A 20,677-nucleotide genomic window follows, 5' to 3' on the forward strand; every position below is an offset into this window, starting at 1 on the left:
TACTCTCGTAGGAAACCCCCACAAGCCAGCCTTCGCGCTGGCTTGTGCGTATTCAAGCCATGACTATTTGGGAGCGAGTGCAGGACATGTCCCGCAATTCTTATATTCAGCAAAGCTCTGACATCCAGGCCGCAGGCGGTCTGGTCCCGATGGTTATCGAGCAGTCCGCCCGTGGCGAACGTGCCTACGACATCTATTCGCGCCTCCTGAAGGAGCGCGTGATCTTCCTGGTCGGCCCCGTAGAAGACTACATGGCCAACCTGGTGGTGGCGCAGTTGCTGTTCCTTGAGGCGGAAAACCCGGACAAGGATATCCATCTTTATATCAACTCCCCGGGCGGCTCGGTAACTGCCGGCATGTCGATCTACGACACCATGCAGTTCATCAAGCCGGACGTCTCGACCATCTGTATCGGCCAGGCCTGCAGCATGGGCGCCTTCCTGCTCGCGGCCGGTGCCGCCGGCAAGCGCCACTGCCTGCCAAACTCGCGGGTGATGATTCACCAGCCGTTGGGCGGCTTCCAGGGCCAGGCGACCGACATCGAAATCCACGCCCAGGAAATCCTCAACATCAAGGCGCGCCTGAACGAGCTGCTGGCCCACCACACCGGCCAGGACCTCGAGACCATCAAACGCGACACCGAGCGCGACAACTTCATGAGCGCCGCGCGCGCGGCCGAGTACGGCCTGATCGACTCGGTCTACGACAAGCGGCAACTGGCATCCTGAAGCAATGCGCCAGAGCGTTCGGGCGCTGATTGCGCCCGAGCGCGGACTTGAAAAAGCCAGCGATTGCCTTCATCTTGTGTTTCAAGCCTACCGGATTGGATCGATCGAATGACTGACACCCGTAACGGCGAGGACAACGGCAAATTGCTCTACTGCTCTTTCTGCGGCAAAAGCCAGCATGAAGTGCGTAAATTGATTGCCGGCCCCTCGGTATTTATTTGCGACGAGTGCGTCGACCTGTGCAATGACATCATCCGTGAGGAGGTGCAGGAAGCCCAGGCCGAGAGCAACGCGCACAAGTTACCCTCGCCGAAAGAAATCAGCGGAATCCTGGACCAGTACGTCATTGGTCAGGAGCGCGCGAAAAAGGTGCTGGCAGTAGCGGTGTACAACCACTACAAGCGCCTGAACCAGCGTGACAAGAAGGGCGACGAAGTCGAACTGGGCAAAAGCAACATCCTGCTGATCGGGCCGACCGGCTCGGGCAAGACGCTGCTCGCCGAGACGCTCGCGCGCCTGCTGAACGTACCGTTCACCATTGCCGACGCCACCACCCTGACCGAAGCCGGTTATGTCGGTGAGGACGTCGAGAACATCATTCAGAAACTGCTGCAGAAGTGCGACTACGACGTGGAAAAGGCCCAGATGGGCATTGTCTACATCGACGAGATCGACAAGATCTCGCGCAAGTCGGACAACCCGTCCATCACCCGTGATGTCTCGGGCGAGGGCGTGCAGCAGGCGTTGCTGAAGCTGATCGAAGGCACCGTGGCCTCCGTGCCGCCGCAAGGGGGCCGCAAGCACCCGCAACAGGAATTCCTGCAGGTCGACACCCGCAATATCCTGTTCATCTGCGGTGGCGCCTTCTCGGGCCTGGAAAAGGTCATCCAGAACCGCTCGACCAAAGGCGGCATCGGCTTCGGTGCCGAAGTGCGCAGCAAGGAAGAGGGCAAGAAGGTCGGCGAGTCGCTGCGTGAGGTCGAGCCGGACGATCTGGTCAAGTTCGGCCTGATTCCGGAGTTTGTCGGCCGCTTGCCGGTGCTGGCGACCCTGGACGAGCTGGACGAGGCTGCGCTGATGCAGATCCTCACCGAGCCGAAGAACGCGCTGACCAAGCAGTACGCCAGGCTGTTCGAGATGGAAGACGTCGACCTCGAGTTCCGCAGCGATGCGCTCAAGGCCGTGGCACGCAAGGCTCTGGAGCGCAAGACTGGCGCCCGCGGCCTGCGTTCGATTCTCGAGGGCGTGCTGCTCGACACCATGTACGAGATTCCTTCGCAGAAGGATGTCAGCAAGGTGGTGATCGACGAGAGCGTCATCGAAGGCTCGTCGCAGCCGCTGCTCATCTACGAGAACAGCGAGCCGCAAGCCAAGGCCGCCCCCGACGCCTGATCGGGCAAGGGGCAGCACGCAAGAAGGGGCCTTTCAGGCCCCTTTTTGCATTTCATGGCCTGGGCGCTTGTAATTTCCCAGGGCTGCCCCCACATTAGCCCCAAGCACCATTTCCAACGGTTTCCGGCCACCAAGGCCGCTGTAGAGGCGAAATCATGAAGACCACCCTCGACTTGCCTCTTTTGCCATTGCGTGACGTCGTCGTCTATCCGCACATGGTCATCCCACTGTTCGTGGGGCGTGAGAAGTCTATCGAGGCCCTCGAGGCCGCGATGACGGGCGAGAAGCAGATCCTCCTGCTGGCCCAGAAGAATCCGGCCGACGATGATCCGGGCGAAGACGCCCTGTATCGCGTGGGCACCGTCGCCACCGTGCTGCAACTGCTCAAGCTGCCCGATGGCACCGTCAAGGTGCTGGTCGAGGGTGAGCAGCGCGGCGCCGTGGAGCGTTTCAACGAAGTCGACGGCCATATCCGCGCCGAAGTCAGCCTGATCGACGAAACCGAGACCGCCGAGCGCGAGTCCGAAGTGTTCGTGCGGACCTTGCTGTCGCAGTTCGAGCAGTACGTGCAGCTGGGCAAGAAGGTCCCCGCCGAAGTGTTGTCCTCGCTCAACAGCATCGAGGAGCCGGGTCGCCTGGTCGACACCATGGCCGCGCACATGGCGCTGAAGATCGAGCAGAAGCAGGAGATCCTCGAGATTGTCGACCTGCAGGCCCGCGTCGAGCACGTGCTGGCGCTGCTGGACGCCGAGATCGACCTGCTGCAGGTCGAGAAGCGTATCCGTGGTCGGGTCAAGAAGCAGATGGAGCGCAGCCAGCGCGAGTACTACCTGAATGAGCAGATGAAGGCCATTCAGAAGGAGCTCGGCGATGGCGACGAAGGCCACAACGAAGTCGAGGAGCTGAAGAAGCGCATCGACGCCGCCGGCCTGCCGAAAGACGCCCTGGCCAAGGCCCAGGCCGAGCTGAACAAGCTCAAGCAGATGTCGCCGATGTCGGCCGAGGCCACCGTGGTGCGTTCGTACCTCGACTGGCTGGTGCAGGTGCCGTGGAAGGCCCAGAGCAAGGTGCGCCTGGACCTGGCCAAGGCCGAGGAAATCCTCGATGCCGACCACTACGGCCTGGAAGAGGTCAAGGAACGCATCCTCGAGTACCTCGCCGTACAGAAGCGCGTGAAGAAGATCCGTGGCCCGGTGCTGTGCCTGGTCGGCCCGCCCGGCGTGGGCAAGACCTCGCTGGCCGAGTCGATCGCCGCCGCCACCAACCGCAAGTTCGTGCGCATGGCCCTGGGCGGCGTGCGTGACGAGGCCGAGATCCGTGGCCACCGTCGTACCTACATCGGTTCGATGCCCGGTCGTCTGATTCAGAAAATGACCAAGGTCGGCGTACGCAATCCGCTGTTCCTGCTCGACGAGATCGACAAGATGGGCAGCGACATGCGTGGCGATCCGGCCTCGGCGCTGCTCGAGGTGCTCGACCCCGAACAGAACCACAACTTCAACGACCACTACCTGGAAGTCGACTACGACCTCTCGGACGTGATGTTCCTGTGCACCTCGAACTCGATGAACATCCCGCCGGCGCTGCTCGACCGCATGGAAGTCATCCGCCTGCCGGGTTACACCGAGGACGAGAAGATCAACATCGCGGTCAAGTACCTGGTGCCCAAGCAGGTCAAGGCCAACGGCCTGAAGAAGGACGAGCTGGAGGTCGATGTTTCGGCCATCCGCGATATCATCCGTTACTACACCCGCGAAGCCGGCGTGCGTGGCCTGGAGCGCCAGATCGCCAAGGTCTGCCGCAAGGTGGTCAAGGAGCACACCGGGGCCAAGCAGGTGAAGGTCAAGGTCAGCGGCGAGCAGCTCGAGCAGCTGCTGGGGGTGCGCAAGTTCCGCTACGGCCTGGCCGAGCAGCAGGACCAGATCGGCCAGGTCACGGGCCTGGCCTGGACCCAGGTGGGCGGCGAACTGCTGACCATCGAGGCCGTGGTCATCCCGGGCAAGGGCCAGTTGATCAAGACCGGCTCGCTCGGCGACGTCATGGTCGAGTCGATCACCGCCGCGCAGACGGTGGTGCGCAGCCGTGCCCAGAGCCTGGGGATCGCCGCAGACTTCCACGAGAAGCGCGACGTTCACATCCACATGCCCGAAGGCGCCACGCCCAAGGATGGCCCGAGCGCCGGTATCGGCATGTGCACCGCGCTGGTGTCGGCCCTGACCCAGATCCCGGTACGCGCCGACGTGGCGATGACCGGTGAGATCACCTTGCGCGGCCAGGTCCTGGCCATCGGTGGCCTCAAGGAAAAACTGCTGGCGGCACACCGCGGCGGGATCAAGACGGTGATCATTCCAGAGGAGAATGTTCGCGATCTGAAGGAGATTCCGGAAAATATCAAACAGGATCTTCAGATCAAACCGGTCAAATGGATTGACGAAGTCCTCCAAATTGCGCTGCAATACGCCCCGGAGCCCTTGCCAGATGTGGCTCCGGAGATTGTCGCGAAAGATGAGAAGCGCGACGGCGATGCTAAGGAAAGAATCAGCACGCACTAGTACGTATTTCGCTGGGGGGCTTTGGTTGACAGCATTTTCGGCCCCTTGCTATAAAACGGCACGCCAGTGTCAACAGGCCACCCAGCGCTCGTTTCATTAAGCTTTTCATTACATACTTAGAAACAAACTCAATAGAGAAATAAGGGGACTTAGAGTGAACAAGTCGGAACTGATTGACGCTATCGCCGCATCTGCTGACATCCCGAAAGCTGTAGCCGGCCGTGCGCTGGACGCAGTCATCGAATCCGTCACCGGCGCCCTGAAGCAAGGTGACGATGTGGTACTGGTTGGCTTCGGTACCTTCTCGGTCAAGGAGCGCGCCGAGCGCACCGGCCGCAACCCGCAAACCGGCAAGGCGATCAAGATCGCTGCCGCCAAGGTTCCAGGCTTCAAGGCTGGCAAGGGCCTGAAAGACGCCGTCAACTAAGTCGTCTTTCAGCCGGCCCGGCATCGTCAGGGCCGACCGCGTGACGGCGGGTCGCAAACGTTCCCGCTGGCACGCTCGCTTCGAAAAGGCGCATCCACTGGATGCGCCTTTCTTCTATCAGGATTCTACCCACGCTCCGCGGTTGTCGACGCAGTGGTACAGCCGTTTCTGGGGGACGCATGCTGCAGAATATCAGGGACAATTCACAAGGTTGGATTGCCAAGACCATCATCGGCCTAATCGTCGTGTTGATGGCGTTGACCGGCTTCGAGGCCATTTTCCAGGCCGCCAGCCATAGCCAGGACGCCGCCAAGGTGAACGGCCAGACCATCAGCCAGAACGAGCTGAGCCAGGCCGTGGACATGCAGCGCCGCCAGCTGATGCAACAGCTGGGCAAGGATTTCGACCCTGCGCTGCTGGACGAGAAGATGCTGCGCGAAGCAGCGCTCAAGGGGCTGATCGATCGCAAGCTGCTGTTGCAGGGTGCCGAAGACGCCAAGTTCGCTTTTTCCGAGGCCGCGCTGGATCAGCTGATCCTGCAGACGCCTGAATTCCAGGTCGATGGCAAGTTCAGCGCCGAGCGCTTCGACTCGGTCATCCGCCAGATGGGCTACGGCCGCATGCAGTTCCGCGAGATGCTCGCCCAGGAAATGCTGATCGGCCAGCTGCGCACCGGCCTTGCCGGCAGCAGCTTCGTCACCGACAAGCAGGTCGAGGCCTTCGCCCGCCTCGAGAAGCAGACCCGCGATTTCGCTTCACAGACCTTCAAGGCCGATCCGGCCGCGGTCAAGGTGAGCGATGACGAGGTCAAGGCGCACTACGACCAGCACGCCAAGGAATTCATGACCCCGGATCAGGTGGTCATCGACTACCTCGAGCTGAAGAAGTCGGCCTTCTTCGACCAGGTCAAGGTCGACGACGGCGAGCTCAAGGCCCTGTACGAGAAGGAGATCGCCAACCTGGGCGAGCAGCGCCATGCCGCGCACATCCTGATCGAGGTCAACGACAAGACCGACGATGCCAAGGCCAAGGCCCGCATCGAAGAGATCCAGCAGCGCCTGGACAAGGGTGAGGACTTCGCCAAGCTGGCCAAGGAATTCTCCCAGGATCCGGGTTCGGCCAACACCGGTGGCGACCTCGGCTTCGCCGGCCCTGGCGTGTACGACCCGGCCTTCGAGGACGCGCTGTACAAGCTGAACAAGGACCAGGTGTCCGCACCGGTACGCACCGAGTTCGGCTACCACCTGATCAAGCTGCTGGGCGTGCAGGCGCCGGATGTGCCGAGCTTCGCCAGCCTGAAGGACAAGCTGACCCACGAGCTGAAGACCCAGCAGGTGGAGCAGCGCTTCGTCGAGGCCACCAAGCAGCTCGAGGACACCGCCTTCGAAGCCTCCGACCTGGCCCAGCCGGCCCAGGACCTGGGCCTGAAGGTGCACACTTCGGCGGCCTTCGGTCGCGAGGGCGGCGAAGGCATCACCGCCAACCGCGCGGTGATCCAGGCCGCGTTCGGCGAGCAGGTGCTGGAAGAGGGCGCCAACAGCAACGCCATCGAGCTGGATCCGGAGACCGTGGTGGTACTGCGCGTCAAGGAACACCGCAAGCCTGAGCAACTGCCGCTGGAGGCCGTGGCCAAGAACATCAGCGAGCACCTGGCCAAGGAGAAGGCGATTGCTGAACTCAAGGCCAAGGCCGACAAGCTGATCGCCGGTCTGCGTGAGGGTTCGGCCAAGGCCGAAGGCCAGGGCTGGAAAGTCCACGAAGCGGTCACCCGCGGCCAGGACGGTATCGACCCGGCCGAGCTGCAGGCGGTGTTCCGCCTCGGCAAGCCTGCGGCCAAGGACAAGCCGGTCTACGGCAGCGTGGTCCTGGGCGACGGCAGCCTGGTGGTCCTTCAGCTCAAGGGCGTCAACGAAGGCGCCGCCGCCACCGACGAAGAGAAGGCGCAGATCCGTCGCTACCTCGCTTCGCGTGCCGGTTCGCAGGACTTCGCGGCCTATCGCAAGCTGCTTGAAGGCAGTGCCGACATCACGCGCTACTGAGTGGTGCGCTGATCACGAAACAGGCCGCGTATGCGGCCTGTTTCGTTTCCGATGTTCGGAACGCTCTGCTGCCTCCTCTCTCTCCCTCTGTAGGAGCGGCCTTGTGCCGCGAAAGGGGCGCGAAGCGGCCCCAGGATTTCAGCGTTGACGCTGCAATCGCCGGGGCTGCTGCGCAGCCCTTTCGCGGCACAAGGCCGCTCCTACAGGGATCGCGCGCGTAGCTACCGCCGAACCCCCTCATGATTGTCCAGCGTATCCCGCGCAACCTCCCGCCCCAGGGCGATCAGCTCCGGCGCCTTGTAGAACTCGAAGAACCGGCACACGCGCTTGGGCACGTTGATCAGTATGTCCGGCGGGTAGCCGGCGATCTTGTACTGGGCCAATGACGTCTGCATCACCTCGAAGCTCTGGTTGATCAGGTCGAGCAGGGACGCGGGGCCGACGTTGTCGACGATGAACGAACCCGTGGCCGATTTCGGCGCCCCCTCGCTCTGCGGCGCGGCCGCCGGCTGCTGGCCCTCGGGGGCGGCGCTTTCAGCGAGCCACGGGTTGGGGCTGGCCAGCCCCTCGGCGGTGATTTCCTGCTCCAGGCGGATCAGCTGTTCGGCCGGCTTGCGGCGAAACGGCAGGCGCGAGCCGAGCGAACTGATCAAGGCATCGAAGCGCATCTTGAATGCCGCCGGGCGCTCGATCACCGGCAGTTGGTATTGCTTCTGGTTGGTGGCGTTGAGGTTGACGGCGATGATCAGGTCACAGTGGCTGGACACCACCGGCACGATCGGCAGCGGGTTGAGGATGCCGCCATCGACCAGCGTGCGGTTGCCTTGCACCACCGGGGTGAACAGGCTGGGAATGGCCGCCGAGGCGCGCATGGCCTGGTGCAGGCAGCCCTCCTGGAACCAGATCTCCTGCTGGTTGGTCAGGTCGGTGGCGACCGCCGTGTAGGGGATGCGCAATTGCTCGATGTTGATTTCGCCAACGATCTTGCGGATCTGCCCGAACACCTTGTCGCCACGGATCGCCCCCAGGCGGAAGCTGACGTCCACCAGGCGCAGCACGTCGAGGTAGTCCAGGCTCTCGATCCAGCTGCGGTATTCGTCGAGTTTGCCGGCGGCGTAGATGCCGCCGATCACCGCGCCCATCGAGCAGCCGGCGATGCAGCCGATCTCATAGCCGCGTCGTTCGATTTCCTCGATCACGCCGATGTGCGCGTATCCCCGGGCACCACCGGAGCCCAGCACCAATGCCACGCGTTTGCCCATGACCTTTTCCCCCGCCGCTGTGCCACCATGGTCCAACAATGCACCCATTACCACCTGTGCTTCAATGTAGTCCGCGCTGGACTACGCTGAGCAGGGCACTTTTCGTTTGCTTTGCCGTCGAACGGCCACCTTAGTTTTTCACCCTCGAGGTATTACCGATGAAAGCCTGGATCACCCTTCCTCTGATTGCCCTGGCCCTGGCCGGCTGCGCGGGCAAGACGGCCTATCGCGACAGTTGCGCGACCCAGCTCGATGCCGCCTGGAAGGAACTGGACCTGGCCAAGGCCGAAGGCTTTGCCGGCACCGTGAGTTACTCCAAGGCGCTGTCGTTGTTGACCGGCGCCAAGACCCAGCAGCAGTTCGAAGGCTTCGAGGGCTGTACCCGCAAGGCCGAGAAGGCCCGTTTCTATATTCGTGAATCCCGCGCCGGGCGTTGACCGAGGAGCTGCCCATGTCCGCCATGCTCGATCATGTGGTCGGCCAGATCCTGGCACTGCAGGTGCGTCTGCTGGCCTGTCGCGAACGCCTGGCCGCCGACACCGACCGCGAGGCGTTGCACGATTTGCGCATTGCCGTGCGGCGGCTGCGCAGCCTGTTGCGGCCGTTGCGTGGCCTGCCGGGCGTCGAGCAGCTCGAGCAGGCGGCCGGGGCGCTGGGCACGCTGACCACGCCGCTGCGTGATCGCGAGGTGCTGGCGGCGCAGTTGGTTCATCGCGGGCACGTGCAGGCAGGCGCGCGGCGCCAGGAGGGCAGGGCGCGCACCTATGCCGGTGTCGCGGCCAGCGCCCAGCTCAACCGCGTGCTGGCGATTCTCGATGCGTTCCCGATGTTCCTGCGTGCCGCTGGCCGTGAAGGGCTGGCGGCGAAGCTGGGGCAGCGCATCGACAAGCGCCTGCACAAGCAATGGCGCGGGCTGCAGACGGCCCTGGCGGACCCTGCCCACGACCGCCACCGACTGCGCCTGCTGATCAAGCGGGTGCGCTATGGCGACCAGGCCTACCCACAGCTCGAACACGCCGGCAACAAGCTGCAGCGCTTGCTCAAGGCGGCCCAGGGCGATCTGGGCGACTGGCACGACCGCGTGCAGTGGTTGCTGCAGGTGCGCGAGCACAGCGACCTGCTCGGCTGCAAGGTGGCCTGGGAGCATGAGCTGCATGCCGCCGAAGCACGCTCCGACCTCACCCTCGAAGCACTGCAAAAGGCCCTGGCGCGCCGTTAGTCCCGGCAAATGACCGATATGCGGGCTGTGGCTGGCGTGATCGCTGGTTACTATCGGTTTTTTTGGCGCAGGAGCCCTGGCACATGAACTTCACAGAATTGCTGGCAGCCGCCCGCGCGCACCCCGAGGCAATCAGCGTGCCCGCCGGCTGGGCCCAGGGGCGCGCGGTGTTCGGCGGCCTGATGGCGGCGATGGTGCACGAAGCGATGCGCCAGAAGCTGGGCGACGACCGCCCGGTGCGTTCGCTGGCCATCACCTTCGTCGGCCCGGCGGCGACGGATGTGCCGATCAGTCTGGAGGTCGAGGTGCTGCGCGAGGGCAAGGCGGTCAGCACCTTGCTGGGGCGCGCCGTGCAGGATGGCCAGGTGGTGACCCTGGTGCAGGGCAGCTTCGGTGCCGGTCGCCCTTCCGTGGTGGCGGTCGACGCGCCCACCGCGATGCCGATGAAGCCGCTGCAGGAGGCAGCGCCGGAGTTGCCCTTTATCAAGGGCATTACACCGCAGTTCATGCAGCACGTGGCGTTTCGCTGGGCGGTGGGCGGCCTGCCGTTCAGTGGCAACGACTCGCGCCATATGGGTGGTTGGGTGCGCCTGCGCGATGCCGCCGAGGAGCCGGTCGGGGTGGCGCACCTGCTGGCATTGGTCGATGCCTGGCCGCCCAGCCTGCTGCCGTATCTCAAGCAGCCCGCCGCTGGCAGCACGCTGACCTGGACCATCGAGTTCGTGCAGCCCACGCCGCAGCTGTCGACCCTCGACTGGTGCCGCTATGTGGTCGAGACCGAGTATGCCCGTGATGGCTATGGGCATGCGGCCGCGGCGTTGTGGACGGCAGAGGGCGAGTTGCTGGCGTTGAGCCGGCAGACGGTGACTGTGTTCGCCTGAGCCATCTTCGTCAAGCCAATCGCGGGGCAAGCCCGCTCCCACGCCGCCCTGTGGCGCTTGTGGGAGATCGCCTAGCCTGGCGCGCAGGGTACAGAGTTCCAGCGTGGGAGCGGGCTTGCCCCGCGATGTATTTCAGTCAGTGGCGATGCTTGTGTCGCTCGCGCCAGGCCCGCCACCAGGCACCGCTCAGCACGAAGCGCGGGAAGGTGATGAACTGCTCGGTGAGCAGGCGTTGCACGGCGTCCTTGCGGCCACTGAACGGCTCGGGCTGCTCGGCTTCCAGGCGGTGCCCCTGGCGTTGCAGACCCAGCCCGGCCACCAGGGCGATGATGCCCACGGCGATCTGCGACAGGTCCAGCCCGAACAGCCCCGACAGCACCAGCAGCGCGCCAAGGATGAACAGCGGCACGGCGATCAGGTGCAGCACCAGGTTGGCGGGGTGGCGATGGTTATGGTGGTAGCCGCGCCATTGCCAGGCGGGCAGGTTGGGCAGTCGCTTGCTCATGGACAGATCCTCTGGGGCCTGTCCAAAGCTTAGTGCGGCCCCCGGGCGGGGGCCAATCGAGGCTGGCTATGGTGGCCATAGCCGGCGCGGGTCACAGCTTGAGCTGGCCGATCGCCTTGTTCAGCTCGCCGGCGAGGGTCGCCAGTTCACTGCTGGTGGTGGCCGAGCCCACGGTCTGCTGCACGGTCTCCTCGGTCACGTCGCGGATACTGACCACGGCGCGGTTCATCTCCTCGGCCACCTGGCTCTGCTGCTCGGCGGCCACGGCGATCTGGGTGTTGCTTTCGCGCATCTGCGCCACGGCGCTGGTGATTTCGGCGAGGGCCTCGCCGGCTTCGCGGGCCTGCTTGACGCAATCGTCGGCCTTGTACGAGCTTTCCTGCATGAAATCCACCGCGTCGCGGGTACCGGCCTGCAGGTCGGCAACCATGGTGGTGATCTCGTCGGTGGAGGTCTGCACGCGCTTGGCCAGGTTGCGCACCTCATCGGCGACCACGGCGAAGCCGCGGCCCAGGTCGCCGGCCCGGGCCGCCTCGATGGCGGCGTTGAGGGCGAGCAGGTTGGTCTGTTCGGCGATGCTGTGGATGACCCCGACCACACCGTTGATCTTCTGGCTGTCATCGGCCAGCTGGCGGATCATCTCGGCGGTCTGCTGCACGCCGCTGGAGAGCCCGGCAATCGAGTCCTGCACGCGGCTGACCACGGCCTGGCCGCTGCCGGCCAGGGTGTCGGCGGTCTGCGACAGGTCGCGGGTGGCGCCGGCATGCTGGGCGATGTGGTGGACGGTGGCGGTCATCTCGTTGATCGCGGTGGCCGCCTGGTCGGTCTCGCTCTGCTGGCCGATCATGCCGTGGCGCACCTCGTCCATGCTGCCGGCCAGGCGCGCGGCACCGGAGTCCAGCTGCGCGGCGGTGCGCGCCACGGTACTGACCACGCGGTGGTAGGTGGTCTGCATGGCGTTGAACGCGCCGGCCATCTGCCCGACTTCGTCGCCGCAGGCCAGTGGCACCCGGGCCGAGAGGTCGCCGGTCTTCTCCACGTGCAGCATCACGTCCTTGAGGGTGTTGAGCTGGCTGAGCAGGAAACGGATCAACAACTGCGAGGCGCAGAGCATCGCCAGCATCAGGATCAGCACGCACACGGCGTAGTTGCTGAAGCGGTCGAAATAGACCTGGCGCAGGCTCGGCGACTGGGCGATCAACGCAAGCTGCTGATCCCCCCGGCGCAGCACCTGGGCGCCGCGCAGCGGGTTGTCGCCGAGGATCCAGGCACCGGGCAGCTCGACCCAGCCCTGGCCGTCGCGCAGGGCTTCGAGGGGTTCGCCGGCGAACTGTGGTGTCTGGCCATTGCGCCAGGTGATCAGGTTGGCCTGGGCGGGCAGGGCCTGCCCGGCGGGCCAGGCCGCCAGCAGTTCGGCCTGGGCCTGGGCTTGCGCCTGCGCACCGCTGGCGCGGGCCTGCTGCTCCAGGTACACCGCGTAGAGCACCAGCATCAGGGTGGTGACGAAGGCCACGGCATTGACGGCCCAGAACTTGTATTTGAGGGAAACGTTGCTAAGCCAGGCACCCATGGTAGGTCTTCTCTGAGTTGGCGGAAACATTATTGGCAAGGTGCCATCATTGTGCCCGCCAAGGCCAGGGGCCTTGTTGATATGCGTCAAGAAACCCCAGGCAGGCCAAAGAACGCGCGGGCGCAGGCGCTGGTGTGGGCGGCGGTGTGCGCTGCGGTTTCATGGCGGTGCAGGGCCACCTCGCGCAGCACCTCGGGCAGGAAGGCCGGCTCGTTGCGGCCGTTCTTCGGCTTGGGCCGCAGGCTGCGGGGCAGCAGGTAGGGCGCGTCGCTTTCGAGCATCAGGCGGCCCTCGGGGATGTTGCCGACCAGGGGATGCAGGTGGGTGCCGCGGCGCTCGTCGCAGATCCAGCCGGTGATGCCGATGTGCAGGTCCAGGTCGAGGTAGGCGAACAGCGCCTGGCGCTCGCCGGTGAAGCAGTGCACCACGGCGGCGGGCAACTGGTCGCGGTAGTCCTTGAGGATTGCCAGCAGGCGCTCGCTGGCCTCTCGCTCGTGGAGGAACACCGGCAGGCGCAGTTCGACCGCCAGTGCCAACTGCGCTTCCAGGGCCTTTTCCTGGGCCGGACGCGGGGAAAAGTCGCGATTGAAGTCCAGGCCGCATTCGCCCACGGCCACCACCCGTGGCTGGGCGAGCAGTTCGCGCAGCTGGCGTTCGCTGCCGCTGCTCCAGTGACTGGCGTCGTGAGGGTGCACCCCGGCGGTGCTGAACAGGCGCTGGCCAGGTTCGTCCAGGCGCTGGCACAGTTCCAGGGCCTCGGTGCTGACGTCCAGGCTGGTGCCGGTAAGGACCATCTGTGCCACGCCGGCCTCCACGGCGCGCTCGACGATGGCGGCCTGCTGGTCGTGGAAACTGCTGTTGGTCAGGTTGACGCCGATATCGATCAGTTGCATGGTGCTACCTCGTGCCGCGGGGCGGCCAGCATAGCAAAAACCGGGATATCGAGAAAAAACCAAGAACTTCAAACGTTTGCCGTGGTCTGTTGCGGTCATTTATCACGGATCGATCACAGCACATGGTGCCCGCCAACCGCTCTCGGACCCTTATCCCCATGTTGCGAACCTTTTTGACTTGCCTGTTGCTGTCCGGGCCGCTGGCCGCCGTGCCGGCCGCTGCCGGCGAAGCCGGGCCGCAACAGCATGTGCCGGCCAGCCAGGCGCGTGACCTGGCGCAGATCCGTTCGAGCAAGGTGCTGCGGGTGCTGGTCAACCAGAGCCGCAACAGCTCCGGCGAGGTCAAGGGTGAGCCGGTAGGGGTCGAGTACTACCGCTTGCGCGCCCTGGAGCATGCCCTCAATGCCCGGGTCGCCGACGGCCAGGAAATCACCCTGAAGATCATCCCCCGCGCCAAGGAGCAGCTGCTTGCGGCATTGCAGCGCGGCGAGGGCGATCTTGCCGCCCCCGGCGAGCTGCTCGACCCGAGCGTGGTGCGCGGAGTTGGCGTCAGTGCCCCGGTGGTCGACCAGGTGCCGCTGCAACTGGTCGGGCGCAAGGGCGAGCGCGGCTACAGCCGCCCCGAGCAGTTGTCCGGGCGCACCGTCGCCCTGACCACCGCCAGTGCCGCGGGCGCGGCGATCCAGGCGATCAACCAGCAGCTGGCCCTGCGCAAGCGGGCACCGATCAAGGTGGAATGGGTCGACCCGACGCTGGCGGTGGAGGATGTGCTGGAGATGGTCCAGGCCGGCATCTACCCGTTGACCGTGGTGGAGCGGCCGATCGCCCAGCGCTGGGCGCGGGTGATGCCGCGCCTGCGGGTGGACAGCAAGCTGCAGCTGGCCCCGCCCCAGGCTATGCGCTGGTATGTGCGCCAGGACGCGCCGATGCTGCAGGCGGCGGTGGATCGCTTTCTCGCCACCTACCGCGCGCCGGACAACCAGGACGCGGCCTTCGAACGCATCTACCGGCGCCAGTACCGGGTGCACAACCCGCTGGCTCGACAGGATCGCCAGCGCCTGGAGTCGGTGCGCCCGGTGCTGCAGAAGCACGGTGGCGATCAGCAGTTCGACTGGCTGAATCTGGCCGCCCTGGCGTTCAAGGAGTCGACCCTCGACCCCAAGGCACGCGGCACCGGTGGCGCCCACGGGCTGATGCAGATCACCCCGTCGGCGGCCCAGCGGGTGGGGGTGAGCAACACCGCCACGGTGGACGGCAATGTCCAGGCCAGCGCCCGCTACCTGGCGCTGATCCGCCGCAAGTTCTTCGCCAGCCCGCAGCTCAACGAGCGCGAGCGCATGGCCTTCATCCTGGCCGCCTACAACCTCGGGCCGGAGCGGGTCCAGGCCATGCGTGCCGAAGCACGGCGGCGTGGGCTCAATGGCAACCAGTGGTTCTTCCAGACCGAGCGCATCGCCATGGAGCAGGTGGGCATGGGGCCGGTGAACTTCGTCAACAGCGTCAACAAGTACTTCCTCGCGTTCAACCGAGAGCGGGCTTCCCTGGAGCGTGTGGCGAAGCGCTAGATAAATCTAATTATTCGATAGAATTTACGCGATTATTGCGATTTTCTTATTCGATGATTTGATTAAGATGGCGCTCATCCAACACACACCTGCTCAAACAAGGAAGCAAACATGAATCACTCCCTCAAAGCCCTGTTCACCACCCGCGCCGGTTATGGCCTGAGCGTCGTGCGTATCCTGGTCGGCATCATCTTCATGGCCCATGGCGCGCAGAAACTGTTCGGCCTGTTCGGTGGCTACGGCCTGGAAGGCACCGGCCAGTGGATGGAAAGCATCGGCCTGGCCCCAGGCTACCTGATGGCCCTGCTGTCCGGCAGCGCCGAGTTCTTCGGCGGCCTGGCCCTGGTGGTCGGCCTGCTGGCCCGCCCGGCGGCGCTGGCACTGAGCGTGACCCTGGTGGTGGCGATCTTCTCGGTGCATATCGGCAACGGGCTGTTCATGTCCAACAACGGCTACGAGTTCGCCCTGGCGCTGATGGCCGGTACCGTGGCGGTGCTGATCGAGGGCGCCGGTCGCCTGTCGCTGGACCGCCTGATCGCACGCTGATCGTCAATCGCGGGGCCAGCCCGCTCCCACGAAGTTTGTGGGAGCGGGCTGGCCCCGCGATTGCTTTTGCACAAGCGCTTGTAACTTCATGCGTCTGCCTCTAGCATACCGATTGCGCCGATTTAAACAGCTACTTGCGGGGCGCAGGAGAGGCCCCGACGGGTCATCCGAAATACCGCTAAAGCGCTGGTTCGGTGACGCCTCCCACCGCTGCCCAGCGGGAACAGCGAGGCGGAGAGAGACTCCATGAGTTGCCCACGTACCAGTGTCTGCTTGACCCCCCTGGCCAAGAACCAGGCTTCCCGTACCCCGCGCATCCTGCTCGGCGGCCAGCATCAACCCACGCTTTTGCGCAATCTCGATGGCTTTTCCCGACGCAAGGGCCAGGCCTGTGCCTTCCTCATCCAGTTCTCCGACAGCTGTGAACAGCTCGACCAGTACGGCAACGACCGCTTCGACCTGGCTGTGATCCAGGCGCCCGCAGCAGAAGAGGCCGCCGAGGTCATCGGCCAGCTCACCCGCATTGCCCGCCAGGGGTTGATCACCCGGCGTTGAGCGGCGTGTCGCGTCCAGCCTTTTTTCGCTAAGCTCGGTCTCCCGGTGGGCGCCTGTCGCCCGCTGCGGATGCACTGAGGAGACAGTCGTTGAGCACCAACATCATCACCATTGAAGGCCATGCTGCGCTGAAGCAGGAGCTTGACCACCTGTGGCGGGTCTATCGCCCGGAAATCACCCAGAAGGTCACCTGGGCGGCATCGCTGGGCGATCGCAGCGAGAACGCCGACTACCAGTACAACAAGAAGCTGCTGCGCGAGATCGACCGCCGCGTGCGCTACCTGCGCAAGCGCCTGGAAGACGTCAAGGTGGTCGAGTACTCGCCTCAACAGGAAGGCAAGGTGTTCTTCGGTGCCTGGGTGGAGATCGAGAACGATGACGGCGAGCAGCTGCGCTTTCGCATCGTTGGCTATGACGAGATCCACGGGCGCAACGACTACATCTCCATCGACTCACCAATGGCCCGGGCCCTGCTAAAGAAGGGGGAGGGTGACGAAGTGCTGGTGCACACGCCCACGGGCGAGGCGACCTGGTATGTGAACAGCATCCGCTACAACCTCTAGCTGGCGACTCCTGTAGGAGCGGCCTTGCGCCGCGAAAGGGCTGCGAAGCGGCCCCGGGATATCAGCATCAAGGCAACGATCGCTGGGGCCGCTACGCAGCCCTTTCGCGGCGCGAGGCCGCTCCTACAGGGGGAAGCGTAAGCCTCCGAATATTCACCCCTCGCGCAACACCGCCAACGGGCTGGCATTGAGCGCGCGACGCGTGCCGATCACCCCGGCTGCGCCCACCAGCACCGCCCCGGCCAGCGGCAGCGCCAGCAGCCACGGATGCGGTGCCCAGTGCAGGTCGAAGGCGTAGCGGTACAGCGCCCAGGTGATCAGCTCGCACCCCAGTGCCGCCAGCACACCGCTGGCCGCGCCGAGCAGGCCGAACTCGATGCGCCGCGCCTTGACCAGCAACGGGCGCGCCGCCCCCAGCGCGCGCAGCAGGGCGCCCTGGCGGATGCGCTCGTCGAGGGTCGCCTGCAGGCCGGCAAACAGCACCGCCAGCCCCGCCGCCAGCACGAACAGCAGCACATACTCCACCGCCAGGGTGACCTGGGCGAGGATGCTGCGCAGCTGCGCCAGCAGCGCGTCGACCTGCAGCACGGTCACCGCCGGGAAGGCCCGGGACAGGGCGACGATCTCCTGGTCGTGGCCCGGCGCCAGGTAGAAGCTGGTGAGGTAGGTGGTGGGCAGGCCTTGCAGGGTGCCCGGCTGGAAGATCATGTAGAAGTTGGGCTGGAAGCTGTCCCAGTGCACGCTGCGCAGGCTGCTGACCCGGGCCTGGCGCTGCTGGCCGCCGATGTCGAAGGTCAGCAGGTCGCCCAGTTGCAGGTGCAGGCTCTGCGCCAGCTCCGCTTCCACGGAAACTCCGGGGACTTCATCACCGGCGGGCGCCTGCTGCCACCATTGGCCGGCGCTCAGGGCATTGCCCTGGGGTAGTTCGGCGGCCCAGGTCAGGCTGAGATCGCGCTGGATGGCGCGCTCGCCGGTGGATTCCTTGCTGACCAGCTGGCGCACCGGCTGCTCGTTGATATGGGTCAGGCGGCCGGGAATCACCGGGTACAGCGGTGCGGCGCTGGCGTTGATCTGGGCCAGGCGCTCGGTGAACGGCTGGCGCTCGTCGGGCAGGATGTTCAGGGCGAAATGGTTGGGCGCATCCTTGGGCAACTGCGCCTGCCAGGTGTCGAGCAGTTCCGCGCGCAGCAGGGCGACCAGGCCCATCGCCAGGAGGATCAGGCCGAAGGCCAGGGCCTGGCCGGCGGCGGCCAGCGGGTGGCGTAGCAGTTGCCCGAGCCCCAGGCGCCAGGCCAGCGGTGCGCCGCCCAGCAACCGGCGCAGGCTGCGCAGGCCGAGCAGCAGCAATCCACCCAGCAGCAAGGCGGCGATCAGCCCGCCGCCGAGCAGGGCGAAGGTCAGCAGCAGGTCCAGGCTCAGGCGCCACATGATCAGGCCCAGGGCGAGCAGGGCGGCGCCATACACCAGCCAGCTGCTTGGTGGCAGCGGCAGCAGGTCGCGGCGCAGCACACGCAGCGGCGGCACGCGACCAAGGGCCGCCAGCGGCGGCAGGGCGAAGCCGGCCAGGGCCACCAGCCCGGTGCCGATGCCGGCCAGCGCCGGGGTGAGTCCGCCGGGTGGCACCTGGCTGGGCAGCAGGCCTTCGAGCAGGCGGAACAGCCCCAGCTGCGCCAGCCAGCCGAGCAGGGCGCCGGCCAGCGCGGCGACGACGCCGAGCATGGCCAGTTGCAGGCTGTAGAGGCCGAGGGCCTGGTGCCGGGATAGTCCCAGGCAGCGCAACAGGGCGCTGGCGTCCAGGCGCCGCGCGGCGTAGCGGCTGGCCGACAGGGCTACGGCGACGCCAGCCAGCAGCACCGCCACCAGGCTGGCCATGTTCAGGTAGCGCTCGGCCTTGCCCAGGGCGCCGCCGATCTGCCGGTTGCCGTCGCGGGTGTCGAGCAGGCGCTGATTGGCTGCCAGGCTTTGTTCCGCTGTCTGCCGGTACTGTTGCAGGGCATCGATATCGCCGCGCCACAGGTCGCGGTAGCTGACCCGGCTGCCGGGCTGGATCACCCCCGTGGCGTCGAGGTCGGCGAGGTTCATCAGCACCCGTGGCGTCAGGCTGTAGAAATTGTTGGCGCGGTCGGGCTCGTAGGTCAGCACGCGGCTCATGCGCAGGGTCTTCATGCCCACGTCGATGCTGTCGCCGATGGCCAGGCCCAGCGCCGCGAGCAGGCGCGGCTCGACCCAGGCTTCGCCCGGCGCGGGGCCGCCACCAGGTGTTTCCTCGGCGTAGGGCGCCGCCGCGCTGCGCAACTGGCCGCGCAGGGGGTAGGCGGGGTCGGCGGCCTTGATGCTGGACAGCTGGATGCCGTTGTCGGCGCCGACCACGCTGGTGAATTCCACCACCCGCGCATGGCTCAGGCCCAGCGCCGTGCCATCGGCGATCTGCTGCGCGCTGGGCGGGGCGCTGCCCTGCAGGACCAGGTCGGCGCCGAGGAACTCGCTGGCGCGCAACTGCATGGCGCCGTTGAGGCGGGCGCCAAAGTAGCCGATGGCGGTACTGGCCGCCACCGCCACCAGCAAGGCGAAGAACAGCACGCGTACTTCGCTGGCGCGGGCATCGCGCAGCAACTGGCGCAGGGCCAGGACACACAGTCGCGGGAACGATAGGCGGGTCATCAGGGCTCCAGGGGCGCCACCAGGCGACCGGCATCCAGACGGATCAGGCGACGGCAGCGCTTGGCCAGGCGCTCGTCGTGGGTCACCAGCACCAGGGTGGTGCCGCGCTCCTGGTTCAGCTCGAATAACAGGTCGCTGATGCGCTCGCCGGTGTGGCTGTCGAGGTTGCCGGTGGGCTCGTCGGCGAACAGCACCGCCGGCTGCGCGGCGAAGGCGCGGGCGATTGCCACTCGCTGCTGCTCGCCGCCGGAGAGCTGGCGCGGGGTATGGCTCAGGCGCTTGCCCAGGCCGACCCGCTCGAGCAGGTCGCGGGCGTGTTCGCGGGCATCGCGCCGACCGTCCAGCTCCAGCGGCAGCATGACGTTCTCCAGGGCGTTGAGGCTGTCGAGCAACTGGAACGACTGGAACACGAAGCCCACGTGCTCGGCGCGCACCCGGGCACGCTGGTCCTCGTCGAGGAGGCCGAGGTCGTGGCCGGCGAGGATCACCTTGCCGGCGCTGGGCCGGTCGAGCCCGGCGAGCAGGCCCAGCAGCGTGGACTTGCCGGAGCCGGAGGCGCCGACGATGGCCAGGCTGTCGCCCTGGGCGAGGTCGAGGGAGGGGGCGTGGAGGATGGTCAGGTCGCCTTCCGCGCTGGGGACCACTTTGCTAAGGTTCTGCGCAACGAGAATGCTGGGGCCCATGGAGAATCCGATGCGAATGTGGTGGTTGAGTGCCGGCCTGGCCCTGTGTTGCCTGGCCCAGGGCGCGGCGGCGGGAACGCTGCTGGTTGTCGGCGATAGTATCAGCGCCGGTTTTGGCCTGGATACCCGCCAGGGGTGGGTCAACCTGCTGCAACAGCAGTTGAAGAAAGAGGGTTTCGACGACCAGGTGGTCAATGCCTCGATCAGTGGCGACACCAGCGCAGGTGGCCAGGCGCGGCTGCCGGCGCTGCTTGCGGCGCACAAGCCGGACCTGGTGGTGCTGGAGCTGGGAGGCAACGATGGCCTGCGCGGCCAGCCGCCGCAACAATTGCAACAGAATCTTGCCGCGATGATCGATCAGTCTCGCCAGGCCGGTGCCAAGGTGGTGCTGCTGGGCATGCGCCTGCCGCCGAACTATGGCGTGCGCTACACCACGGCATTCGCCCAGGTCTATGAACAGCTGGCCGCCGATAAAAAGGTGCCGCTGGTGCCGTTCTTCCTCGAAGGCGTGGGCGGGGTGCCGGAGCTGATGCAGGCCGATGGCATCCACCCGGCTGCGACCGCCCAGCAGCGCCTGCTGGAAAATGCCTGGCCGGCGATAAAACCCTTGCTGTGACGCTTTTATCGGGGGCCGCT

At 65.8% G+C, this 20,677-nt stretch carries 19 protein-coding genes; 13 read left to right on the forward strand and 6 right to left on the reverse strand.

Features of this window, described 5'->3' with window-relative positions; translation table 11 throughout:
- The first annotated feature begins 86 nt into the window (after positions 1-86).
- The 5 genes from clpP to AC0MAZ_RS12780 all read left to right on the forward strand — a co-directional run bounded on the left by clpP (position 87) and on the right by AC0MAZ_RS12780 (position 7,138).
- The gene (gene clpP / locus AC0MAZ_RS12760) at positions 87-728 is read left to right on the forward strand and encodes an ATP-dependent Clp endopeptidase proteolytic subunit ClpP (RefSeq protein ID WP_043213484.1); all 642 of its coding nucleotides are present in this window, start codon (positions 87-89) and stop codon (positions 726-728) included.
- Between the two features lie 108 nt (positions 729-836).
- Positions 837-2,120 (forward strand): ATP-dependent Clp protease ATP-binding subunit ClpX, encoded by a 1,284-nt coding sequence (gene clpX, locus AC0MAZ_RS12765; protein WP_198743995.1) that lies wholly within the window; start codon positions 837-839, stop codon positions 2,118-2,120.
- A 155-nt stretch (positions 2,121-2,275) separates the two neighbouring features.
- Positions 2,276-4,672: an endopeptidase La gene (gene lon, locus AC0MAZ_RS12770; protein ID WP_203647382.1), complete on the forward strand. Its 2,397-nt coding sequence runs from the start codon at positions 2,276-2,278 to the stop codon at positions 4,670-4,672.
- 154 nt (positions 4,673-4,826) lie between these two features.
- The gene (gene hupB / locus AC0MAZ_RS12775) at positions 4,827-5,099 is read left to right on the forward strand and encodes a nucleoid-associated protein HU-beta (RefSeq protein WP_011533117.1); all 273 of its coding nucleotides are present in this window, start codon (positions 4,827-4,829) and stop codon (positions 5,097-5,099) included.
- A gap of 179 nt (positions 5,100-5,278) precedes the next feature.
- The gene (locus AC0MAZ_RS12780; protein ID WP_186716079.1) at positions 5,279-7,138 is read left to right on the forward strand and encodes a SurA N-terminal domain-containing protein; all 1,860 of its coding nucleotides are present in this window, start codon (positions 5,279-5,281) and stop codon (positions 7,136-7,138) included.
- A gap of 221 nt (positions 7,139-7,359) precedes the next feature.
- Here the strand turns inward: AC0MAZ_RS12780 and AC0MAZ_RS12785 are convergent, their stop codons facing one another.
- Positions 7,360-8,400 carry a patatin-like phospholipase family protein gene (locus tag AC0MAZ_RS12785; protein ID WP_203647380.1) on the reverse strand — a complete coding sequence of 347 codons (1,041 nt, stop codon included), beginning with the start codon at positions 8,398-8,400 and terminating at the stop codon, positions 7,360-7,362.
- A 158-nt stretch (positions 8,401-8,558) separates the two neighbouring features.
- Here AC0MAZ_RS12785 and AC0MAZ_RS12790 point away from each other — a divergent pair, with 158 nt between their 5' ends.
- The 3 genes from AC0MAZ_RS12790 (at position 8,559) to AC0MAZ_RS12800 (ending at position 10,500) form a co-directional block, all read left to right on the forward strand.
- The gene (locus AC0MAZ_RS12790; protein WP_046854892.1) at positions 8,559-8,837 is read left to right on the forward strand and encodes a hypothetical protein; all 279 of its coding nucleotides are present in this window, start codon (positions 8,559-8,561) and stop codon (positions 8,835-8,837) included.
- 14 nt (positions 8,838-8,851) lie between these two features.
- On the forward strand, positions 8,852-9,619 hold the full coding sequence (locus AC0MAZ_RS12795) for a CHAD domain-containing protein (protein ID WP_475861299.1): 768 nt from the start codon (positions 8,852-8,854) through the stop codon (positions 9,617-9,619).
- A gap of 83 nt (positions 9,620-9,702) precedes the next feature.
- Entirely contained in the window at positions 9,703-10,500 is a 798-nt protein-coding gene (locus AC0MAZ_RS12800; RefSeq protein ID WP_475861301.1) for an acyl-CoA thioesterase, read from the forward strand.
- A gap of 136 nt (positions 10,501-10,636) precedes the next feature.
- Here the strand turns inward: AC0MAZ_RS12800 and AC0MAZ_RS12805 are convergent, their stop codons facing one another.
- The 3 genes from AC0MAZ_RS12805 to AC0MAZ_RS12815 form a co-directional block, all read right to left on the reverse strand.
- Entirely contained in the window at positions 10,637-11,005 is a 369-nt protein-coding gene (locus AC0MAZ_RS12805; protein WP_203647377.1) for an Mpo1-like protein, read from the reverse strand.
- Positions 11,006-11,096: 91 nt separating this feature from the next.
- A complete protein-coding gene (locus tag AC0MAZ_RS12810) occupies positions 11,097-12,575 on the reverse strand; it encodes a methyl-accepting chemotaxis protein (protein WP_203647376.1) in 1,479 nt (492 codons plus the stop codon).
- 86 nt (positions 12,576-12,661) lie between these two features.
- The gene (locus AC0MAZ_RS12815) at positions 12,662-13,468 is read right to left on the reverse strand and encodes a TatD family hydrolase (RefSeq protein ID WP_203647375.1); all 807 of its coding nucleotides are present in this window, start codon (positions 13,466-13,468) and stop codon (positions 12,662-12,664) included.
- Between the two features lie 158 nt (positions 13,469-13,626).
- On the opposite strand from AC0MAZ_RS12815, the gene AC0MAZ_RS12820 reads away from it, so the two are divergent.
- From AC0MAZ_RS12820 to greB, 4 genes are all read left to right on the forward strand, one after another.
- Entirely contained in the window at positions 13,627-15,033 is a 1,407-nt protein-coding gene (locus AC0MAZ_RS12820) for an MltF family protein (protein WP_203647374.1), read from the forward strand.
- A 111-nt stretch (positions 15,034-15,144) separates the two neighbouring features.
- Positions 15,145-15,579 carry a DoxX family protein gene (locus AC0MAZ_RS12825; RefSeq protein WP_050705059.1) on the forward strand — a complete coding sequence of 145 codons (435 nt, stop codon included), beginning with the start codon at positions 15,145-15,147 and terminating at the stop codon, positions 15,577-15,579.
- Positions 15,580-15,825: 246 nt separating this feature from the next.
- The gene (locus AC0MAZ_RS12830) at positions 15,826-16,134 is read left to right on the forward strand and encodes a hypothetical protein (protein WP_050705060.1); all 309 of its coding nucleotides are present in this window, start codon (positions 15,826-15,828) and stop codon (positions 16,132-16,134) included.
- Between the two features lie 89 nt (positions 16,135-16,223).
- On the forward strand, positions 16,224-16,697 hold the full coding sequence (gene greB / locus AC0MAZ_RS12835) for a transcription elongation factor GreB (RefSeq protein ID WP_203647372.1): 474 nt from the start codon (positions 16,224-16,226) through the stop codon (positions 16,695-16,697).
- 153 nt (positions 16,698-16,850) lie between these two features.
- On the opposite strand, the gene AC0MAZ_RS12840 is transcribed toward greB, so the two are convergent.
- Positions 16,851-19,358: an ABC transporter permease gene (locus AC0MAZ_RS12840; RefSeq protein ID WP_232855873.1), complete on the reverse strand. Its 2,508-nt coding sequence runs from the start codon at positions 19,356-19,358 to the stop codon at positions 16,851-16,853.
- Positions 19,358-20,041, reverse strand: a complete 684-nt coding sequence (locus tag AC0MAZ_RS12845) for an ABC transporter ATP-binding protein (protein WP_475861302.1) — start codon at positions 20,039-20,041, stop codon at positions 19,358-19,360. The genes AC0MAZ_RS12840 and AC0MAZ_RS12845 overlap by 1 nt, the downstream gene beginning before the upstream one ends.
- 10 nt (positions 20,042-20,051) lie before the next feature.
- On the opposite strand from AC0MAZ_RS12845, the gene AC0MAZ_RS12850 reads away from it, so the two are divergent.
- Positions 20,052-20,657, forward strand: coding sequence for an arylesterase (locus AC0MAZ_RS12850; RefSeq protein WP_203647369.1), 606 nt, complete (start codon positions 20,052-20,054; stop codon positions 20,655-20,657).
- The last annotated feature ends 20 nt before the right edge of the window (positions 20,658-20,677 follow it).

The sequence above is a fragment of the Pseudomonas sp. A genome (assembly GCF_056270345.1).